Annotated in this window: 20 protein-coding genes; 6 read left to right on the top strand and 14 right to left on the bottom strand. The window is 64.6% G+C overall.

Features of this window, described 5'->3' with window-relative positions:
* The first annotated feature begins 19 nt into the window (after positions 1-19).
* Together ACKTEK_RS04275 and ACKTEK_RS04270 are read left to right on the top strand one after the other, a co-directional pair.
* Entirely contained in the window at positions 20-457 is a 438-nt protein-coding gene (locus ACKTEK_RS04275; protein ID WP_409164003.1) for a lysozyme inhibitor LprI family protein, read from the top strand.
* A 26-nt stretch (positions 458-483) separates the two neighbouring features.
* On the top strand, positions 484-915 hold the full coding sequence (locus ACKTEK_RS04270) for a GFA family protein (protein WP_409164002.1): 432 nt from the start codon (positions 484-486) through the stop codon (positions 913-915).
* A 5-nt stretch (positions 916-920) separates the two neighbouring features.
* On the opposite strand, the gene ACKTEK_RS04265 is transcribed toward ACKTEK_RS04270, so the two are convergent.
* The 5 genes from ACKTEK_RS04265 to ACKTEK_RS04245 all read right to left on the bottom strand — a co-directional run bounded on the left by ACKTEK_RS04265 (position 921) and on the right by ACKTEK_RS04245 (position 6815).
* Entirely contained in the window at positions 921-2252 is a 1332-nt protein-coding gene (locus ACKTEK_RS04265; protein WP_409164001.1) for an ABC transporter substrate-binding protein, read from the bottom strand.
* Positions 2253-2397: 145 nt separating this feature from the next.
* Positions 2398-3075: a YrbL family protein gene (locus ACKTEK_RS04260; protein WP_409164000.1), complete on the bottom strand. Its 678-nt coding sequence runs from the start codon at positions 3073-3075 to the stop codon at positions 2398-2400.
* 141 nt (positions 3076-3216) lie between these two features.
* Positions 3217-4662, bottom strand: a complete 1446-nt coding sequence (locus tag ACKTEK_RS04255; protein WP_409163999.1) for a hypothetical protein — start codon at positions 4660-4662, stop codon at positions 3217-3219.
* A gap of 4 nt (positions 4663-4666) precedes the next feature.
* A complete protein-coding gene (locus ACKTEK_RS04250) occupies positions 4667-5602 on the bottom strand; it encodes a DUF6384 family protein (RefSeq protein ID WP_409163998.1) in 936 nt (311 codons plus the stop codon).
* Between the two features lie 16 nt (positions 5603-5618).
* The gene (locus ACKTEK_RS04245; protein WP_409163997.1) at positions 5619-6815 is read right to left on the bottom strand and encodes a cell surface protein; all 1197 of its coding nucleotides are present in this window, start codon (positions 6813-6815) and stop codon (positions 5619-5621) included.
* 227 nt (positions 6816-7042) lie between these two features.
* Between ACKTEK_RS04245 and ACKTEK_RS04240 the strand changes: the two genes are divergently transcribed.
* The 4 genes from ACKTEK_RS04240 to ACKTEK_RS04225 all read left to right on the top strand — a co-directional run bounded on the left by ACKTEK_RS04240 (position 7043) and on the right by ACKTEK_RS04225 (position 10201).
* Positions 7043-7504: a DUF3291 domain-containing protein gene (locus ACKTEK_RS04240; RefSeq protein WP_409163996.1), complete on the top strand. Its 462-nt coding sequence runs from the start codon at positions 7043-7045 to the stop codon at positions 7502-7504.
* Complete coding sequence (locus ACKTEK_RS04235; RefSeq protein ID WP_409163995.1) at positions 7501-8250, top strand: DUF3750 domain-containing protein; 750 nt, start codon at positions 7501-7503, stop codon at positions 8248-8250. Before ACKTEK_RS04240 ends, ACKTEK_RS04235 begins: the two co-directional genes overlap by 4 nt.
* Before the next feature lie 96 nt (positions 8251-8346).
* Complete coding sequence (locus tag ACKTEK_RS04230; protein ID WP_409163994.1) at positions 8347-8679, top strand: c-type cytochrome; 333 nt, start codon at positions 8347-8349, stop codon at positions 8677-8679.
* A 16-nt stretch (positions 8680-8695) separates the two neighbouring features.
* Positions 8696-10201, top strand: a complete 1506-nt coding sequence (locus tag ACKTEK_RS04225; protein WP_409163993.1) for a fused MFS/spermidine synthase — start codon at positions 8696-8698, stop codon at positions 10199-10201.
* A 90-nt stretch (positions 10202-10291) separates the two neighbouring features.
* Here the strand turns inward: ACKTEK_RS04225 and ACKTEK_RS04220 are convergent, their stop codons facing one another.
* The 9 genes from ACKTEK_RS04220 to soxX all read right to left on the bottom strand — a co-directional run bounded on the left by ACKTEK_RS04220 (position 10292) and on the right by soxX (position 18639).
* Entirely contained in the window at positions 10292-11578 is a 1287-nt protein-coding gene (locus ACKTEK_RS04220) for an FCSD flavin-binding domain-containing protein (protein WP_409163992.1), read from the bottom strand.
* A 27-nt stretch (positions 11579-11605) separates the two neighbouring features.
* Complete coding sequence (locus ACKTEK_RS04215) at positions 11606-12346, bottom strand: cytochrome C (RefSeq protein WP_409163991.1); 741 nt, start codon at positions 12344-12346, stop codon at positions 11606-11608.
* A gap of 107 nt (positions 12347-12453) precedes the next feature.
* Positions 12454-13131, bottom strand: a complete 678-nt coding sequence (locus ACKTEK_RS04210; protein ID WP_409163990.1) for a c-type cytochrome — start codon at positions 13129-13131, stop codon at positions 12454-12456.
* Positions 13115-14410 carry a sulfite dehydrogenase gene (soxC, locus tag ACKTEK_RS04205; protein WP_409163989.1) on the bottom strand — a complete coding sequence of 432 codons (1296 nt, stop codon included), beginning with the start codon at positions 14408-14410 and terminating at the stop codon, positions 13115-13117. Before soxC ends, ACKTEK_RS04210 begins: the two co-directional genes overlap by 17 nt.
* 37 nt (positions 14411-14447) lie before the next feature.
* Positions 14448-16142 (bottom strand): thiosulfohydrolase SoxB, encoded by a 1695-nt coding sequence (gene soxB, locus ACKTEK_RS04200; RefSeq protein ID WP_409164880.1) that lies wholly within the window; start codon positions 16140-16142, stop codon positions 14448-14450.
* 205 nt (positions 16143-16347) lie between these two features.
* Positions 16348-17205 carry a sulfur oxidation c-type cytochrome SoxA gene (soxA, locus tag ACKTEK_RS04195; RefSeq protein ID WP_409163988.1) on the bottom strand — a complete coding sequence of 286 codons (858 nt, stop codon included), beginning with the start codon at positions 17203-17205 and terminating at the stop codon, positions 16348-16350.
* A gap of 70 nt (positions 17206-17275) precedes the next feature.
* A complete protein-coding gene (gene soxZ / locus ACKTEK_RS04190; RefSeq protein ID WP_409163987.1) occupies positions 17276-17602 on the bottom strand; it encodes a thiosulfate oxidation carrier complex protein SoxZ in 327 nt (108 codons plus the stop codon).
* Positions 17603-17658: 56 nt separating this feature from the next.
* On the bottom strand, positions 17659-18114 hold the full coding sequence (gene soxY, locus ACKTEK_RS04185; RefSeq protein ID WP_409163986.1) for a thiosulfate oxidation carrier protein SoxY: 456 nt from the start codon (positions 18112-18114) through the stop codon (positions 17659-17661).
* Positions 18115-18168: 54 nt separating this feature from the next.
* A complete protein-coding gene (gene soxX / locus ACKTEK_RS04180; RefSeq protein ID WP_409163985.1) occupies positions 18169-18639 on the bottom strand; it encodes a sulfur oxidation c-type cytochrome SoxX in 471 nt (156 codons plus the stop codon).
* Positions 18640-18687 lie beyond the last annotated feature (48 nt).

The raw sequence follows: 18687 nt of genomic DNA, 5'->3' as shown, positions 1-18687 counted from the left end.
ACAGGATGAAGGACTTCACATGCCGATTCAGAACCTTGTTGCGCGAAAGGGGAAAACCGCAATTGCCGGAATCACTTACGCGCTGGCGCTGTGCGCGGGATTCACCGCCACGCCGGCGATGGCAACCTGCGAGGATGCCACCACGACCGTCGAGATGGGGGCCTGCCTCGAGAAGGAATACAAGCGTGCCGACTCGGAACTGAACCGCATCTGGGGGCTGGTCCAGTCGTCCATCGAGGCCAGCGACTACGTCCCCGCCGAAGAGCGCGAGACGTGGAAGAAGGTTCTGCTGGATGCCCAGCGCGGCTGGGTCCAGTTCAAGGAGAACGACTGCTTCAGCGCCGTGCCCTACGAGTGGTACGGCGGGTCCGGCGCGGGCAACGCCGCGATGTCGTGCGCGCTCGACATGACCGAGGCCCGCACCAAGGCCCTGAAACAGCGCTACGGCGTAGAGTAGACCCGAGCGGCGAGGAGACAACCGGGATGAGCGAGCGCAAGCGCGGCCAATGCCTGTGCGGCAACGTGCACTACGAGGTGAGCGTGGCCGACGAGCACTACACCACCTGCCATTGCAGCATGTGCCGGAGGTGGTCGGGCGGGCCGTTCATGTGCGTCCATGCCAGCGGCGATGACGTGACATGGCTCAACGATACGGGCCTGCGCTGGTACCGTTCAAGCGACTGGGCCGAGCGCGGCTTCTGCGCGACCTGCGGCACGAGCCTGTTCTACCGGCTTGCCGACAACCACGACGCCATGCTGATCGTCTCGGTGGACTCCATGGACGACAGCGCCGGCATCACGCTGGCGCAGCACATCTTCGTGGATCACCAGCCGGACAGGTACGCCTTCGCCGACGATGCGCCGCGCAAGACCGAGGCCGAGGTGCTGGCGGAGTTCGGGGTCAGCGAGGACTGAAGCGATCAGTCGGCGGGAGCCGCGTCCGCCGGGGCCGCTTCGGCAGCAGCCGCGCCGGTGTCGCTGGGCGACCCGTCGACCGGTTCGCCATCAGCTGCAATCGGCGGCGGCGGGTCGCCGGGGCGCTGAAGCTCGAGGTCGGCTTCGGCAAACTGCTTCGGGCCGACCAGCTTGATCTCGCCGTCCTGAACCTGCGTGAAGGCCGGAGCCGCGCCCATGTTCTGGCCGTCCTGGAACTGCGTCGGCCCGTAGGGCATGCCGTGCTCGGCAAAGCGTGACAGGGACAGCGCGGCGATGACCGCTTCGCGGCTGTGCGAGCCTGCATTGTCGATGGCGTCGATCAGCAGGCGCGTGGCGTTGTAGGCCATGAAGACCTCGTGCCCGTATGGCAGGTCGAGCGCGCGAACCGCCTCGATGCGCTTTTGCTGGAGCGGGCTGCCGGGATCATACCAGTGGCAGGAATCCGCGATGCCCTCGGCAATGTCGCCGTTTTCGGCAAGGAACACCGGGCTCGATGCCGCGCCGCCGAACAGTGACGCGATGAGACGGGGCGCCGTCTTGCCACCCTTCACCGCGCGCACGAGGTTCGCGTAATCCTCGAAGAAGACAGCCGGCACCAGCACGTCCGGATCGGCGGCTTCGATACGGCGCACGATGGGGCGGAAGTCCTCGATGCCGACGGTCGTCGGCACCTGCTCGATCACCTCGATGCCGACCTGCTCGAACACGTCCTTCATGCGCAGCGCGACGCCACGTCCATAGGGCGCATCGGCATGGACGATCATCACCCGCTTGCCCTCGTTGCCGAGGTCGACGATGCGGTCGGCCAGCGACAGCGAGGCCTGGGTGTATCCCGGACCGAGGCGGAAGACATTGCTCAGCCCGCGCCGCACCAACTGGTCGGAGACGCCGACATCGACGCAGAAGGCAAGGTTGCGCTCTGCTGCGGCCTCGCTGGCGGCAAGTGCCAGCCCGCTTGCATAGGCACCGACGATGCCGAGCACACCGGCATCATCCAGGTCGCCGACCGGCTCCATGGCGCTTTCAGGCACCGACTCCACATCGGCATTGACCGCTTCCACCAGGGCGCCGTCGAGGCTAGCGATCCCGCCGGCCGCGTTGACGTCTGCGATGGCAAGCTCCGCGCCCGCGCGGCACTGCTTGCCGGCATTGGCGTAGAAACCGCTCGTGGGGTGCAGCAGACCGATTTTCACCGGGTCTGCGGCCCGCGCCCGCGACACGAACGGTGCCTGCAGGGCGGTGGCGCCAGCAAGCGACGATGCGCCCGCGAGAATGGTCCGGCGGCTGAGAAGATGACGATTCGGATCAGGCTTCATGGCAGAATGTGTACCGTCTGAACCGGGGCGGGAAAAGGGCGATTGGCGTTAAGGCCAGAGCCACCACTTCGGCATATGCACGATCTCACTCAAGCGCCCGCGTCAGTCGCGTCATGAGAAGGGTATGATTGCCTGTTCCGGCTGCCTAACTCTTTTCCCGAGTTCGCAATTTCAGTTGCCCAGGCACCATCAGCCTTTGCATGCGCCTAATCGTGCGATCGATTTTTCTTGCATTCACCGTCTTCGACCATCTGTGGATCGGGACCAAGGACTTCTCCCCGAAACCGTCGATGCAAACCAGCTCCGGCTCGCCTGTTCTTGTCTCGGTATAGACGAGATTATTCAAATGAACATCGCCGAACACCACGTGCAGGGCCTTGCATTTGGTGCCGAATGCCTCGAGTGCCCGCTCGTGTTTTGGGGAGAGATTTTTCGATACGATAATTTCCGCAAGCGTGGGAGCCAACTTGCCATTGCCATCCGTCATCTTCTCAACGACCAGCCCAAGTCCCTCTTCAGTGTCCGTCAGCTCGTAAATGTCGGGTATCGGAAGTCGCGCCGACCGGTTGCCATAGGTTATCCGCCTGAGACGGATGTATTCCTCAATTTCCCGAATGAAGACATGATACGCACCGAAGCCCCGAAGATTCTTGATGCGCCCGTATTCCGGGAGATTTCCCTTCCCATCCACGCGTTCCGGCCGAATCGTCTTCAAGACAACGCCCGGTCGGGACGGTAGAATGTAAATGTTCCGCATGTTGGCTTTGCGGACCAGTGTGCAGTCCTTAAGACTGATCGTCCCGGCGGGTTTTCCATCATTCATCGGGACTGCCCTTGAGACTTTCGGCGAAGCAATTGTCAGGACAGTCAAAACGTGCAGAAAATGACATCTGCGACAATGAATTTCTCGGCACACCCCTTCATCAGCATCGTGCGTGCTGGCATCGCAGGTTGCTCAACGGGCCTAAAACCCGCCGCCAGTGCGGAAGCCGCCGCCGCCGCGCCCGCCGCCGAAGCCGCCGCGCCGCGAGCCGCCACCGAACACCCCGCCACCGGATGGACGGCGCAGGATCGGCCCGCCGGAGCGCGGTGAGGGAAACTGCCGCCAGCCAAAATCGGTATCGGCCTTGCGGGTGCGCTTGTGGGCGCGCTCGATCTGCCGCCACACGCCACGGCTGCTGAGCACCCCTTGCGCGATGCCGATGAGCAGGTCGCGCAGCATGTTGTCGTTCTCGAAATAGGAGCCGGCATCGTCGTAGCTGCTGGAGACGTAGCGCTGGCGCAGGGCTTCCAGTTCCTCGCGGCGCTGGTCCAGTTCGGCAAGGCCGGCGCGCTGGCGGTCGAGGTCGCGCTCAAGCTCGTTGGCATCCTGCCGGGTTTCCTCGATCTCCTGCACCACCTGATCGTCTTCCGGCGTGGCCGTCAGCGCCGCCTCGCGCAGCAGCGCCTGCAGGTCCTTACGGGAGAGTTCGAAGCCGAGAAGCTCGACTGCCTCGCGATACGGACCGTCATCGCCGCGCACCAGCTTGGCGCGCTCGGCTTCCAGCGCACTGCGCCGCGCGCTTTCGGCCGCAATCGCCTCGTCCATCAGCTTCAGCTTCTCGTGGGCTTCGTCCATCGCCTTTTCGACGGCCGCCATTTCCGATTTCTCGCGGGCGGTCTCTTCCGCCTGCTTCAGCGCATCGCGCGTCTCGTCGAGGCGCTTGCGCAGGGCGTTGACGTGCTCGTTCAGGCGCTTGGGGATTTCCAGCAGCATCCGGTAATTGGCGGCGGCATCCATGTAGCCGACGATGCCCGCCACCCAGCGGTCGAGCATCCGGGTCAGCGCACCGGTCTTGTAGTCGCGTGTGCCGAACTTGCGCTCCCACAGATACATGAACAGCGGGTCGGCTTCGTAGGGCTCGCCCTTCTCGGTGCGGTCATCGGCGGCGATCTGCGCCTTGCGCTCGGCCTCAAGAAGTACGGCCTCGGCGGCCTCGGTCTCGGCCAGCGCGTCCTTGTAGGCCTTGGTCTTGCGGAATGCCTGCTGGAAGGTCGCAAGCTCTGAGTCGTAGGCGGATTCCGCCTCTTCGGCGGCGCTCGCTGCCGCCTCGCGTTGACCCGTCAGGCGCTGGCGCTCGGCCTCGCCCGCCGCGATTCGCTCCTCGATGGCGTCGAGATCGCTGGTGTGGCCGGCGATCAGCGTGGCGGCGCGGCGTTCGGCCTGGGTCAACCGCTCGCCGAACTCACCCTGCCGGATGGAATCGAGGCGCAGTTCAGCCAGCCGCGCGAAACCCGCCGCCTGCTGCGCGCGCAGCCTGGCAATCGTATCCGTCGTCTCGCGGACACGGCTTGCCATGGCCTGCTCGTCGGCGCGGATGCCGGCGATGGCGTTGTCGATGGATTTGAGCGCGTCGCTTCCAGAAAGCATGGGCCTACCAGTCCGTGATGGTGCCGCCCATCACGGGGATGGCGTATTCGGGTTCGAGGTGGCCGAGCGGCTTCGTCGCCACCAGCGCGTTCTGGATGATGCCGTCGTCCTGCTTGTCGGCGCGCACGCCGGCGAAAATCTTCTCGGAGACGCGCACGCCCCACTTCGTCACGCGCTGGATGGCGCCGTTTTCCTCATTGCGGATACCGACGCTGACCGGGTTTCCGGCCGTGTCGAGGGCTTCCACGATGATGTAGAAGTTCTGCGCATCCGGGTTGGCATCGGGGATGCGCCACACGCCCGACAGTTCGCCGGGGCGCGAGACGATGGAGATGGTGTATTCGCGCGCCAGTTCGTCGCGGATCAGCGCCAGTTCGCCGACAGCGGCGCGGGCGGCGTCACGGTCCTGCGCGCTGAGCGCGCGTTCGGCTGCCGCCATGAAGGACGCAGCCTTTTCGCGCGCGTCCGGCGTCTCGGCGAGCTTGGCGATTTCCTCACCCAGCGCGATGACCTGGTTGGGCAGCGTCTCGCTCATTTCGATGCGGATGGCTTCGGCCGCGTTCTGGCGCGGCAGGTGGTAGCCGAAGAACCAGCCAGCCCACGTGAAGACCACGCACAGAACGACGATGAGCGCGATGCGCGCATAGCGGGCGCGATTGACGTAGAGCCGCGCCAGCGAGACACCCAGCCCCGGCTGCGGGGGCGTGTAGGCGAAGCGGTTCTCCTTCAGCGCCTTCACGCCTTCATGGAGAATGTCGTCGGTGACCTCGATCCCCTGCCCGCGATAGATCTCGCGCAGCCGGTCGATCAGTTCCGCCTCGCGCGCATCCTCGGAGAGTTCGCGCGCGACGAGGTGCCTGCGGTGGCGCAGCGTGTCCACCACATCCATCGCAAGCATGATGTCGTCGAGCGGGGCCGAAGCCGCAGCCGTTGATGCCATGTGTCTGTCGCCCTGCTCAGACGGGCTGGTTCAGGATGAGTGCGTTGCCATCGGCGGCGAGCTTGGCGAGGCGGCGCTTGCCGTCCTCCACCGCGTCGCGGATTTCCTCGGAATTGCGGGTCGCCAGCGTGCGCATCTCGGCGATGATCTCCTGCGAGCGCTCCTGGAAGTTCACGACCGAGTCCACCAGCATCTTCACTGAAGCTGCCTGTATCGTGGGGCCGTAGCCGGAGCGGATCGCCGCTTCCTGAACCTGGTCGCCGACTTCCGCGAGGCTCTCCAGCGACTTGGACATGCCTTCCTTCATGGCATCCAGCGTCTTTGTCGCCTCGTGCAGGCCGAACATGCCGGTGAAGGACGCCTTGAGCGCGGTCAGCACCGTCTCGTTGGTGGAGAAGAAGGACACGGCCTGCGCATAGACCCGCTCCTTGGCGGAGGTCGTCTGCATCAGACGGGCCATGATGACCTCGGACGTGTTGTAGCTGATCGTCAGGTTGTCGGAGAGGTCCTTGGCGATCTGGTATCGCTTCTCCTCGTCCTGCATCTCGCGCATCCGCTCGTCGCGGGCGAGTTCGAGGCGCGCCCGGTCGGCAGCTTCCGCGTCGCCCGCATTGGCCACGGCTTCGGCTGCACTGGTCAGCGCGTCCTTGCGCTTCTGGAGTTCGGCTTCCGCCGTCTTCAGCACCTCCAGCGCCAGCACCTCGGCATGCTTCAGCGCGCCGCGGAAATCACGGTAGGCATCGAGGATGATCTGCTCGCGGCGGATCTGGTCCTTGGTGTCGGAGGCCACCTGCAGATAAGTCCCGCGAATTTCGTCGAAGCGGTCGGCGATGTCGCCGCGGGTCGCCTTCATCCACACGTTGCCGAAGCGCTCCCAAGTGGAAATCTTGCCGTCGGCGAGCTGGTCGACCATGCCCTTGGCATCCTCCCGGATGGAGTCAAAAGCCTCGGTGATCGTCTCATAGCGCTGGCCAATGTTCATGGCGGCGATCTGCTCGCGCACGACCTCGTTGAAGAACGACGCCTGGGTCAGCGTGCGCGCGATGGCAACGACGCGGGTCTCGTCGAGATCGGAAATCTGGTTCAGCAGCGGCACGATGGGCTGCTCGGCGCTGTCGGGCTCGGGGATGATGCCGACGTCGCGCAGCATGGTCATGGCGCGGTCGAGATACTGCATCGGCGAATCGAGCGCCGTTGTGGTGGTGTTAGTCATGGTCGGTCTGGCCCCTCGCTCGTATTTGCCGCACCCGGCGTGTCGCCGGGCCTGTGCCTTTGAAATCAGGCGCACACACAATCTAGGTATCGCGATACGCCAGCGCCATATGGCCCGTGTGACACCGGCCACCATAACCGCAATTGCGTCGATGGGCAGCCTTGCTGGCGTCGCAATGTCTACCTCTAATGCCCTCGAAATCCTGACTCGCGGAGCGCCGCCTTCGAATGCATCTCGCCCAGTTGAATATCGGCCGGCTGAAACATGATCCGGACGACCCGCGCCTGCACGTGTTCATGGATGCACTCGACAAGATGAATGCCGTGGCCGAGCGGATGCCGGGCTTCGTGTGGCGCTACACCGACGACAGCGGCAACGCGACAGCCACGCAGGTGAGCCACAACCCGCGCGTCATCATCAACATGTCGGTTTGGGAAGACGCGCCGTCGCTGGAAAACTTCGTCTGGAAGACGGTGCACGAGCGGTTCTATTCGCGGCGCGCCGCATGGTTCGAGCCATATGGCAAGCCGCATCTCGTCATGTGGTGGGTGCCCGAGGGGCATCGCCCCACGGTCAACGAGGGGCTGATGCGGCTCGCCACGTTGCAGGCCGGTGGTCCCGGCAAGAAGGCCTTCGGCTGGGAAAGCCTGAGTGACGCCACGCTGTGGCGGGAAAAGAGCTGCGCATGAAACTTCGTCATCTCTTCGCCTTCGCCGGCGTCTGGCTGCTGGTGTTCTACCTGATCCCCGTCGCGGTCTCTGCGGCCATCTGGTTTTCAGACACAAAGCCGCTCAGCTATCGCGATGCCGACTGGAGCAGCAGCGGGCAGATCGGCGCGGACATCGGCGAAGGTGCCGAAATCCGTGTCTACGGTGCACGCGCCGGGCGCTACAAGGGCATCCTTGCGGTTCATACATGGCTGCTGGTGAAGCCCGAGGGGCAGCGCACCTTCGACCGCTACGAGGTGGTCGGCTGGGGCAACCCGGTGCGGGTGAACGCCTACGCGCCGGATGCTCGCTGGTACTCCAACGAACCGGAACTGATCCAGCGGGTGACGGGCGAGCGCGCGCGTCGCGCAGTGCCGAAGCTGGTTGCGGCAATCGAGAACTACCCGTTCCGCCACCGTGGCACGTACCGCGTCTGGCCGGGGCCGAACTCCAACACCTTCGTTTCCCATGTGCTGGCGGCCGTGCCGGATCTGAAGGCGCAGCTGCCGCCGACGGCGATCGGCAAGGACTTTCCGGTCGATGGCAGGATGATCGGGCGCACCGCCGGTGGCTATCGCCTCTCGGCAGGCGGGCTGGTTTCCGTGCTTGCCGGGCGTGCCGGGTTCGAGGTGAACCTGTTCGGCCTCGTGGCCGGGTTCGACGTGCTGCGCCCTGCCCTGAAGCTGCCGGGCATCGGGCGGATCGGCCTGCCCGCAACAGCTGCCTGAGCCGAACCGGCACCGGGACAGATCAAACCGCGCTTCCAACCGACGCCCTAGTATGGGATCACTGAAACCGGAAGACGAGGTCAGACGATGCGCCACATGAAATCCATTTTCACCACCACCTGCATGACTGCTGCCGGGTTACTTCTGGCGTCCGTACTTGCCGCCAATGCGCAGGGCAAGATCGACCCCAAGCGCGGCGCGGTGGTTGCCGAGACCTGGTGCGCGGCATGCCACGTTGTCTCCGCCGACCAGGAGAGCGTTGCGTCTGCCGATGTGCCGCCCTTCTCGGCGCTGACGTTGCAGGAGGGATTTGACGACAATCGCCTGCGCGCGTTCCTGCGCCAGCCGCACGGGCCGATGGAAGGGGTCGAGCTGGATGAAAACCAGATCGCGGACCTGATCGCCTATATCCGCACGCAAGCGAACTGACGGCGGCATCGGGGGGATGTCTGCCAGCACGGAGCCAGCTCTTGGACGCTTCGAGGGGACCGCCACGGTCTTCCTGACCTCGGCTGCATCCCTCATCGTCGAGATCGTCGCAGGGCGAATGCTCGCACCCTATGTCGGCATGTCGCTCTACACGTGGACCTCGGTCATTGCCGTGGTGCTGGCGGGGCTGTCGCTCGGCCACTGGATCGGCGGCTGGGCAACCGACCGGCTCAAGGGCTCCAAGCGCATCTTCCTCGCAGCGATCCTGCTCGGTGCATCCGCCAGCACGCTTGCTGCAATCGCGATCCTGCCGGGCATCTCGGGCTTCGTGCTGACACGGCTCGACACGGCGGTGACCGGCATCACGGCGCTGACGCTATCGGCCTTCTTCATCCCGTCGGTGGCTGCGGGCATCCCCTCGCCGCTGGTGGCGGCCGCCTTCGTGGAAGCCAACCCGGAAACACGCGGGCGCGCGTTGGGCGGGCTGTTCGCGGCGGGCGCAATCGGCTCCATCGTCGGCACGCTGTCGGCGGGTTATCTCTTCATCTCGTGGCTCGGCAGCACCAAGACGCTGATTGCCTGCGCCGGGCTTTACGCGCTGCTGGCGCTGGTCATCGGCGCACAGGCAGGCCGTAAGGCGGGCATCGCAAGCCTCGCTGTCGTGCTGGCGCTCGGCGCGGCGGGATACGGCCTGCGGGGCGCTGCGAAGTTCTGCGACGTGGAGAGCCGGTACTTCTGCATCCGCTCCATAGACATTTCCGCGCAGGCCGGCGAACGCGCGCAACTGATGGTGCTGGACCACCTCGCCCACTCCATGTCCTCGCGCGACAACCCCGAGAGCCTGCTGTGGCCCTACCCCTACATGAGCGATGCCATCGCGCGCGCTGAAAAGGGGGAGGACTTCTCCGCCTTCTTCATCGGCGGCGGCGCGTTCTCGCTGCCGCGCGCATGGGCGGCGCGCGGCATCGACACCACGGTTGCCGAGATCGACCCGGAAGTGACGGCGATGGCGGAACGCGAGTTCTGGTTCGATCCTGCGACAACCCGCGTCATCCATCGCGACGCACGCATCGCGCTCAAGGACGAGCCTGCGGAAAGCTTCGACGTTATCGTCGGAGATGCCTTCACCGATGTCGCCGTGCCGCCGCACCTGGTGACGAAGGAATTTGCCGCGCTCGTTGCCTCGCGCCTGAAGCCCGACGGCATCTACATCCTGCACTTTGTCGCGCCGTCCTCGCGCCCAGAGGCGCTCTACGCCATGAAGAAGACGCTGAAGACGGCGTTCACACGCACCGACATGTGGCTCGACGGTTCGCCGATCTACCCGGACTCGCGCCGGTCCTTCCTGTTCGTTGCCCGCAAGACGGACACGGAGCCGACGATGGGTGCCAACGGCACATGGCATCCGCTCGATTCCGCCGAGATCGACCGGCGGGCAGCCGCCTCCGACGCACGCGTCCTGAGCGACGATTACGCCCCCATCGACCGGCTCGTCGGGATGGCCGGCATCGGCGTCGACTGAAACTCAACCAACAAAAAACCCGCCGCACGAATGCGGCGGGTGGCTGAGGTGTCCTGCCCCGGAGAGAACCGGTTCAGGCGTTGAAGCTGGTCAGGACGAGGTGCCGAACATGTCGGCGGTGATGCCGGCATACCAGCCGACAGCCTCCTCGGCGGTCTTCTCGCGCACTTCCTCGCTCTCGCCGGTCTGGCTGACAAAGGTTGAGGTCGAGGCGATCTTCTCGTCGGTTGCTTGGTACTGGGCGCCGACCTTCACGGCATCCTCGTTCTCGATCAGGCTCCAGCACGTGTTGGCGTAGCGGGCCGGGAACATCTTGGAGTCGGTCAGGTCGGCACGCACCGCCATGGCCGCGACCTTGGCCTGGCTGTTGGCAGAGAAGCCGGATTTCGGCATGTCGCCGGCAATCGAGGCGTCACCGATGACATAGACATTCTCGTCCATGGCCGAGCGCATCGAGTACGGGTCGATGGGGCAGAAGCCGCTGTCGTTGGCAAGGCCGGCATCGGTTGCGATGAAGCCTGCCTTTTGCGCCGGAATGACGTTGAGCAGCGCACCGGAGAAGGTGTCGAAGTCGGTTTCCACCGCGCCTGCATTCACGTCCACGCCCTTGATGCCGCCATGCACGTCCGGGCCGAGCCACTCGACCATGCCGGGATAGTATTTTGCCCAGCCTTCCTGGAAGAGCGCCTGCTTGGAGAATTTCTCTTTCGGGTCGAGGACGATGATGCGGGAATCCGTATGGCCCTTTTCCTTCAGCACATGCGCCATCATCGACACGCGCTCATAGGGTCCGGGCGGGCAGCGATACGGGTTGGGCGGCGCGAGCATGACGATCTGCTGGCCGTTCTCCACCGCGTCGAGCTTCTCCTTCAGGATCTTCGTCTGCTCACCGGCCTTCCACGCGTGCGGAGCGATCTGCGCGCCTTCTTCCGAATATCCCTCGACGCTGTCGTAGATCAGGTCGATGCCCGGCGACACGATGAGCCGGTCGTAGGGGACCTTGCTACCGTCGGCGAGCGTCACTTCCTTCGCGTCGCGGTCCACGGAATTTGCCATCTGGTGGACGACTGTGATGCCGTAGTCGGAGGCGAGCTTCTCGTAGGAATGCGTGATCGACTCAAACGTGCGCATGCCGCCGATATAGAGGTTGGAGAAGAAGCAGGTCGTGAACATCTTCGAGTTCTCGATCAGCGTGACGTCGATCGCGCCCTCAGAATCCTTCGCGATGTAGCGCGCCGCCGTGGCACCGCCCGCACCGCCGCCGATGATGACGACCTTCGGCTTGCCCTGCGCGCGCAGTACATGCGGCACGGCCAGCGTGAATGCTGCGGTCCCCAGCGTGAACTGCGCAAACCTGCGCCTCGAAATTCCCGTCATGGCCTTGTTCCTCCCTTGGTGTCGGGGTCATTGCCCCACTTGGCCGAAATAGGCAGCCAGGGCCGCGATCTCTTCATCGCCGAGGCTGCTGGTCACGAGCTTCATGACGTCGTGGTCGCGCACGTTCGTCTTGTATTCAAACAGCGCGCGGATGAACTCCTCCTTCGGCCACCCGACGATTGCCGGGATGCCGTCATCGGCCCCGCTCGTCTGGTGGCAGGTCACGCATTCGGTGGAGAGATACTCGCCGTAATCGATGTCGCCTTCGAGCGCGATTGCCGACGCACCCATCTCGGCGCCCGCGGGGTCGCTGGTCGCAGGCAGGCTCGCGAAATCTTCCGGCGTGATGGTTTGCAGGAACGCGATGATGTCGGCGCGCTCGCCTGCGTCATCCAGCCCGCGAAAGCTCATGGACGTGCGCCGCACGACCGAGCGCGGGCTTTGAAGAAACCTGTCGATGTTTTCCACTGTCCAGACGAGGCCGTCCTCGGCGGCAGCCTTCATGCCCCGGGAGTAGCGGAAATCGTCCAGCGCGCCTGCCTTGCGGCCAACGACATCGAACAGGTTGGGGCCGATGCGGTTGCCGTGCTCAGGATTGAGTTCGTGGCAGCGCTCGCATTTCACGAAGAGTTCGCGACCGCGGACATGGGCCTCGTCATCGCTGGCCAGAACCGGCAGGGCGACAAGCGCTGCCGCAACGGCAAGGCCGACAGCAGGCAGCCTCTCCCAACTGGCGCGTATGCGCGCGCCGATCCGCGTCAAACCCATGCGTGTGCGTTCCCTCGGCGGGGCGGAGCTTCAACGCGGCTCCTTGTCCCCTCAGAACCCGCGATTGGCCGCGGGCCCTTCTGGTCTAAATGGGGCGGTCCGGCCGCTCAGTCGATACCGCCGCCGCCTTCATTGTCGTCGGGCGTGTCGGGCGTCACGTCCAGAACGCGCGCGCGACCGGTGATCTCGACGCTTTCCTTGCAGTCGCTCATGCAGGGCTCGCCCTGTGCGAGCGTCGGCGTGTCGGGCCGATTGTCCTCAATGAAGTTGCCTTCGTTGGGCAGGTGAATGTCGGTGAAGTTGGCCTTGGACAGGACGAACTCCTCGTCCGACACGATGTCGTTCATGTAGAGGATGTAGGCGGTGACCGCGTAGGTCTCGTCCGGTGTCAGCGACTGCGCATCGCCAAAGGGCATGGCGCGATAGATGTAGTCGTAGACGGTGGAGAGATACGGCCAGTAGGAGCCGACGGTCTTCACCGGGTCCTGCGAGGCGAGCGTGCCGCGCCCGCCCGCCAGCACCGGCCAACGGTCGATGCCCTCGGCGAAGTCGCCGTGGCAGGCCGCGCAGCGCTCGATGAAGACTTCCTCGCCGAACGAAACCGATCCCTCGCCTTCCGGCAGGCCCTCGCCATCGGGTCGCACGTCGATATCCCAGCCGGCGACCTCTTCGGCGGTCGCTTCACGGCCGACGCCGTACTTGCCCTCGGCAAGCGCTGCGGTGAGCGAGACCGATCCGGCAAGCGCCAGAGCTGCAAGCGCGGTGAACTTAGGAGACTTCAACATTTTCAACCTCGCCGCTCGCCTGGACGTGCCAGGTCTGAATGCCGTTGTTGTGGTAGATCGAGTTCTCGCCACGGACCGCGCGAAGCTGGTCCTTGGTCGGCTGGATATAGCCGGTGGAATCGATGGCGCGTGACTGCAGCAGCAGGTCTTCGCCGTTCCACTCGAACTCGTAATAGAAGCGCGTCAGGGACTTGGGCAGCACTGGGCCGTCGATGCGCGCGGTGCGCCAGTTCTTGCCGCCGTCCAGCGTGATATCGACGCGGTCGACCGTGCCACGGCCCGACCACGCAAGGCCGGTCAGGATGTTGTGGCCCTTCACCTGAAGCGGTGCCTGCGGGCTGGGATTCGTGACGACAGACTTGCAGTCCATCTCCCAGGTGAAGCGGCGCGCCTTGCCGTTTTCCAGCAGGTCCGTGTATTTCGAGGTTTCCTCGCGTGCATGCCACGGCTCGTCGCCAACCTCGATGCGGCGGATCCACTTGACCCACATGTTGCCTTCCCAGCCCGGCACCACGAGGCGGGCGGGATAGCCCTGCTCGGGCCGCAGCGCTTCGCCGTTCATCTTGAAGGCGATCAGGCAGTCGTCGAGCGCCTTTTCCATCGGGATGGAGCGGTTCATGGCAGCCGCATCGCCGCCTTCGGGCATGATCCACTTGGCGTTGGTCTTGATGCCGGCTTCTTCCAGGATGATGCGCAGTGGCACACCTGTGTACATCACGCAATGGACCATGCCGTGGGTGAACTGGCAGCCATTGAGCTGGGCCCCGCGCCACTCCATGCCGGAGTTGGCGGCGCATTCCAGGAAGTAGATCTTGTTCTCGCGCGGCAGGCGCATGAGATCCTGCATGGTGAGGATCAGCGGCTTGTCGACCAGTCCGTTGATCATCAGCTGGTAGTCGGCCGGGTCCACTTCCGCGATGCCGCCGTGGTGGCGCTCGAAGCACAACCCGTTGGGCGTGATGATGCCGTCGAGTTCATGCAGCGGGGTGAAGTTCACCGAGGATTCCGGAGAAGCCGTAAGCCATTCCACGTTGCGGCGCACGACGTGGGATTCAAACTCCGACGGCATGCCGTAGGGCCGCGCATCCACGCCCTCGCCGAGATATTTCGACCAGTCGGCGACATTCGGCGCCTGGTTCTCGGGATCGCCTGCGGCGAAGGCATGGCCGCCCAGCGCACCGGCTGCGGCGACGCCGCCTGCCGCAGCGCCCGCCTTCAGAAACGCGCGGCGCGCGGGCATCACCAGCTCGCTCGTCGTTCCATCAGTTTTCTTGCTCATCTCATGCACTCCTCGAAATGCAGCGTGCGTCCAGCCGTCAGATGCCGACGACCTTCACGGCTCGATTTTCCGGTAGTTTCACGGTGTCCTGCTTGGAGACCCAGTCGGTGACGACATCCCAGATCGGCGGGCCCTCGGTGCCCTCGTTGACGCTCGCCCAGCCCGCGACGTTGTATTCGCGCGACGGGTCGATCGGCTCGCCGGTGGCGAGCAGCGTCATGTCGGAGATGCGGTTGCCGATGGTCTTGGTGGGGTCGATCGTGTAGCCCATGCCGCCGACGCGAACCATGTCGCCGCCCTGTTGGTAGTAGGGGTCGGGGTTGAACAGGTTGTCGGCCACGTCCTCCAGGATCTCGTGCAGGAACTGGCCCGTCATCGGCAGCCTGTACGTCGCCGGATAGGTCATGCCGGTGGCGTTGAAGATGTCGTCGGTGGTGATGTCCTGCCCCGGCAGCAGCGACGTGCCCCAGCGGAACCCCGGCGACAGCGCGATATCGGCCTCGCGTTCCTCGAGCATGGCGGCGCAGATCAGGTCATCGAAGGTGCCGTTGAAGTTGCCACGGCGGTAGAGCAGCGAATCCGTCTTGCCGACGACGGTGTTCAGCTTCTCCTCGTAGGGCGCGCGTACCTTGTCGATGAGCGCCGACATCTCCGCATCCGGCGTGATGACGTCGGAGAAGATCGGGATCAGCTTGTGGCGCCAGCCCTTCATCTCGCCATCGCGGATGTCGAGATCGATGCGCGAGATGAACTTGGAGTTGGAGCCGGACGCGATCAGCAGCGTCTTTTCGACGACAACGGGCTCGGGCAGCGCGTCGTGGGTGTGGCCGGTGAGGATGACGTCGATGCCCTTTACGCGGGAGGCCAGCTTGCGGTCCACGTCGAAACCGTTGTGCGACAGGAAGACGACGAGTTCGGCCCCTTCCTCGCGAGCGGCATCGACGTTGGCCTGCACGTCTTCCTCGCGCACGCCGAAGGACCAGTCCGGCATCATCCAGCGCGGGTTGGCGATGGGCGTGTAGGGGAAGGCCTGGCCGATGACGGCGATCTTCACGCCGCCGCGCTCGAACCACGCGGTGGATTCGAATGCCGGCTCGTCCCACTCGGTGTCGCGCACGTTGCCGCCGAGGAACGCGAAGCCAAGCTGGTCGACCAACTCTGTGACACGGTCCTGACCGAGGGTGAATTCCCAGTGGCCGGTCATGGCGTCAGGCTGCAGCGCCTGCATGATCTCGACCATGTCCGCGCCCCTGGTTTCCAGCGCCGTGTAGCTGCCGTGCCAGGTGTCGCCGCCGTCCAGCAGCAGCGTGTTGTCGGCGCCGCGCTCCTCGCGGATGGACTTCACCACCGTCGCGACGCGGTCCATGCCGCCGACCTTGCCGTATTCGCGCGCCAGATCGACGAAGTCGACGCTGGTCAGCGCGTAGGCGTGCGAGCTGCCGGGCGCGATGTCGTAGGCCTTGAGGAAGGCCTCGCCGGTGATGTGCGGCGGCAGGCCGGCCGCTTCGCCGACGCCGAGATTGATCGACGGCTCGCGGAAATAGATCGGCTTGATCTGCGCGTGGCAGTCAGTGATGTGGATCAAGGAAACGTTGCCGAGCGGCTCGAAGCCGAGGAGGTCTGCCTCGGTCAGGCTCTGCTGGGCTGCCAGCCGGCTCATGCTGAGTGACCCGCCACCGACGATCGCGGTGGTGGCCAGCGCCACCTGCAGGAATTCGCGTCTGGAGAAAATGCTCACGGTTCAAACTTTCCGAACGGGTTTTCGTGTCAGTGGGCCGGGCGTGCCAGGGGCCGGGCGTGCCGGGGCGAAAAAAGCGCGCACCTTCCCCGTTGCAGCGCGAAGGCTGCCTGATCCGTTCGAGGTTCGGGCTTGCTTGGTCTTGTTCAAAATTCCGGCGGCAGTCGCGCCGCCGCCGGACAATCTTGCGAGCCGCTCGTCAGTTGCGGACAGCCGGGCTTTCGATGGAGAGCCCTGCGCCGCGCGAGGCAAGATACACCTCGAGAGCGACGAATTCGTCAGAGCCGCGCTTGTAGGGGGTGGCACGAACCTGGTCCATGCAGCCCTTGAAGCGGCGGTGGATCGAACCGACACCGCTCCACTTCAGGCGGTAAGTCGGGAAGCCGTTGATCATGCCCTGGCTGAGACGGTCGGCGCGGATGTAGTTGCCGTAGTTGTTCTCGTGGCAGTTGGCACAGGACAGGTCGAGCTGGCCGACGCGGGTGTAGTAGAGGTCCTTGCCCTTCTCCACCCATGAGGCCATCGGACCGTCGGTCTGCACCTGCATCGGCATGCCGCGGGACTGAAGCCCCACGTAGGACGTCATGCCCAGCATCTGCTGGGATTCCCACTTCCAGGCTTCCGCGCCCATACGCTCGGTGCGGCAGTCGTTGATGGTTTCTTCCAGCGTCAGCGGCTTGTTCGCCGCCTCGTTCCACTTGGGCATGTTGGCGCGAACGCCCTTCATGCTCTCGGATGCGTCGCCGTGGCAGCTCTCGCAGGACTTGCCTTCGCTGCCGTCAACCGAGGCCCACAGGTCCTGCCCCACTTCAGCGGTCAGCATGGCCGGGTTCTGGAAGTCGTCGGTTTCGAGCACCTGGGTTTCCTTGGACCGGTACTCCCAGCCCGACTTGATCTCCGGCGAAAGCGGATGATCCTCCGGAACGGCCACGACCGTGGTCATTTCCTGACCCTCGATGATCAGCTTCGGCTCGTCATCTGCTGAGACCGAAACAGCACCGGCGGTCACCAGCCCGGCGATCGCCAATCCTGCGGCTGCGTAAGTCAGTTTCTTCATCGTCAGGTTCCCTCCGTGACGCGGTCGGCGATGCCGCCGCGCCTTTTATATTGTTGCCTCACGCAGCGGCTCAGCCGACCTCGATCTCGTTCGAGGTCTCGTAGACGGAGCCGTCGTCATCGTTCCAGGTGAACTTGAACGTGCCGGACTCCTCGACCTTCGCCGTGAACTCGAAGAAGGGGTTGGCCGAAATTGCCGGTTCCAGATCGCAACCGAACACCATGTTGCCGTTAAATTCGCAGGTGAACTTGTTGATGATCGAACGCGGAATGACGTTGCCGTCCTTGTCCTTGCGCTGACCCGATTCCATCTTGTGGCTGATCAGGGTCTTGATGGTGATGACTTCACCGGCGTCGGCCGATTTCGGCACTTTCACGCGGGGCTTTGCATTGGCCATTTTGGTCTCTCCAGAAAATCTGTGAAGCGGGATCGATCAGTTCGCGAAACGGCTGATCAGCCGCCGCAACCACCGATCGTGACCTTCACGGTGCGCCGCGACATGTAGACGGAGCCGTCGCTCATCTTGGCGAGCGCGACAACGTCCTGCGTCTTCGCAAGGCGCATGCGGGTCTGGGCGGTGGCTTCGCCGCTCATCGGCGAGAAGTGGAACGTCGCCACGCCAGGGCGCGGGTTGCCGTCGGCGAGGATCAGCACCGATTCCACGTAGTCTTCGGAGGTCATCGGGCTTTCCACCGAAATCCCGACGGGAACGGTGTTGCCGTTCTCGGCGATTTCCGGGGCGTCGATGGAGACGCGGCCCTCCTGCGGCGCGGTGCCGCCGGCGAATTCATTGATGCGGTCGTCGGTTTCGGCCGACCATGCCGGCGTGGCCGGAAGGCCGACGATGCCGGTCACGATGGCTGCCCCGCCAAGGGCAAGGGCCGTGCGGCGCGTGATCATTGCAGTCATTGCGTTTTCCCTTTTCGAAGTTCCGGGCGCTGCTTGCGCAAGCTCAAGCGCCGGTTACTCGTCCTTCAGCGTCATAAGATAGGCGACGACATCCTCGACTTCCTGAGCCGAGAGGATGGTCTTGCCCTGGAATTTCTCGGCAACCCGGTTGAGGCCTTCGGTGCGATGGAAGGCCGGCATGATCGTGTCTTCGAAGACAGCCTTGGAATTGGCCACGATCAGGCGCAGCTCGCCCTCGCTCCAGCGGCTTCCGGCGCCATCGAGCGACGGGCCGACTTCACCGTGAAACGGCTGGTCGGACAGCGCAGAAACTTCGTGGCAGGCCAGGCAGTTGCCGCCTCGGCGGTTGATCATCGCGGCCTTGCCCGCTTCCGGGTCGCCGGCCTGACCGGTGAGGGACTTGGCGATCTCGCCGTCCGTCACTTCGTATTTCACGAATTCATTGGCGAGAGCGGGAACCGACAGGAATGCCAGTCCTGCCGCAAGCGCCGCGCCACGGGCGATGCCCGAACGAATTGATTTCATTTCCTGGTTCCCTCCGGGTTTATCCAGCCCTTCTTCCCGTGTCCGGGC

It is taken from the genome of Tepidamorphus sp. 3E244 (assembly GCF_046159835.1).
Lineage (GTDB): Bacteria > Pseudomonadota > Alphaproteobacteria > Rhizobiales > Tepidamorphaceae > JACKJK01.
This window is presented reverse-complemented; position numbering and strand designations above follow the sequence as displayed.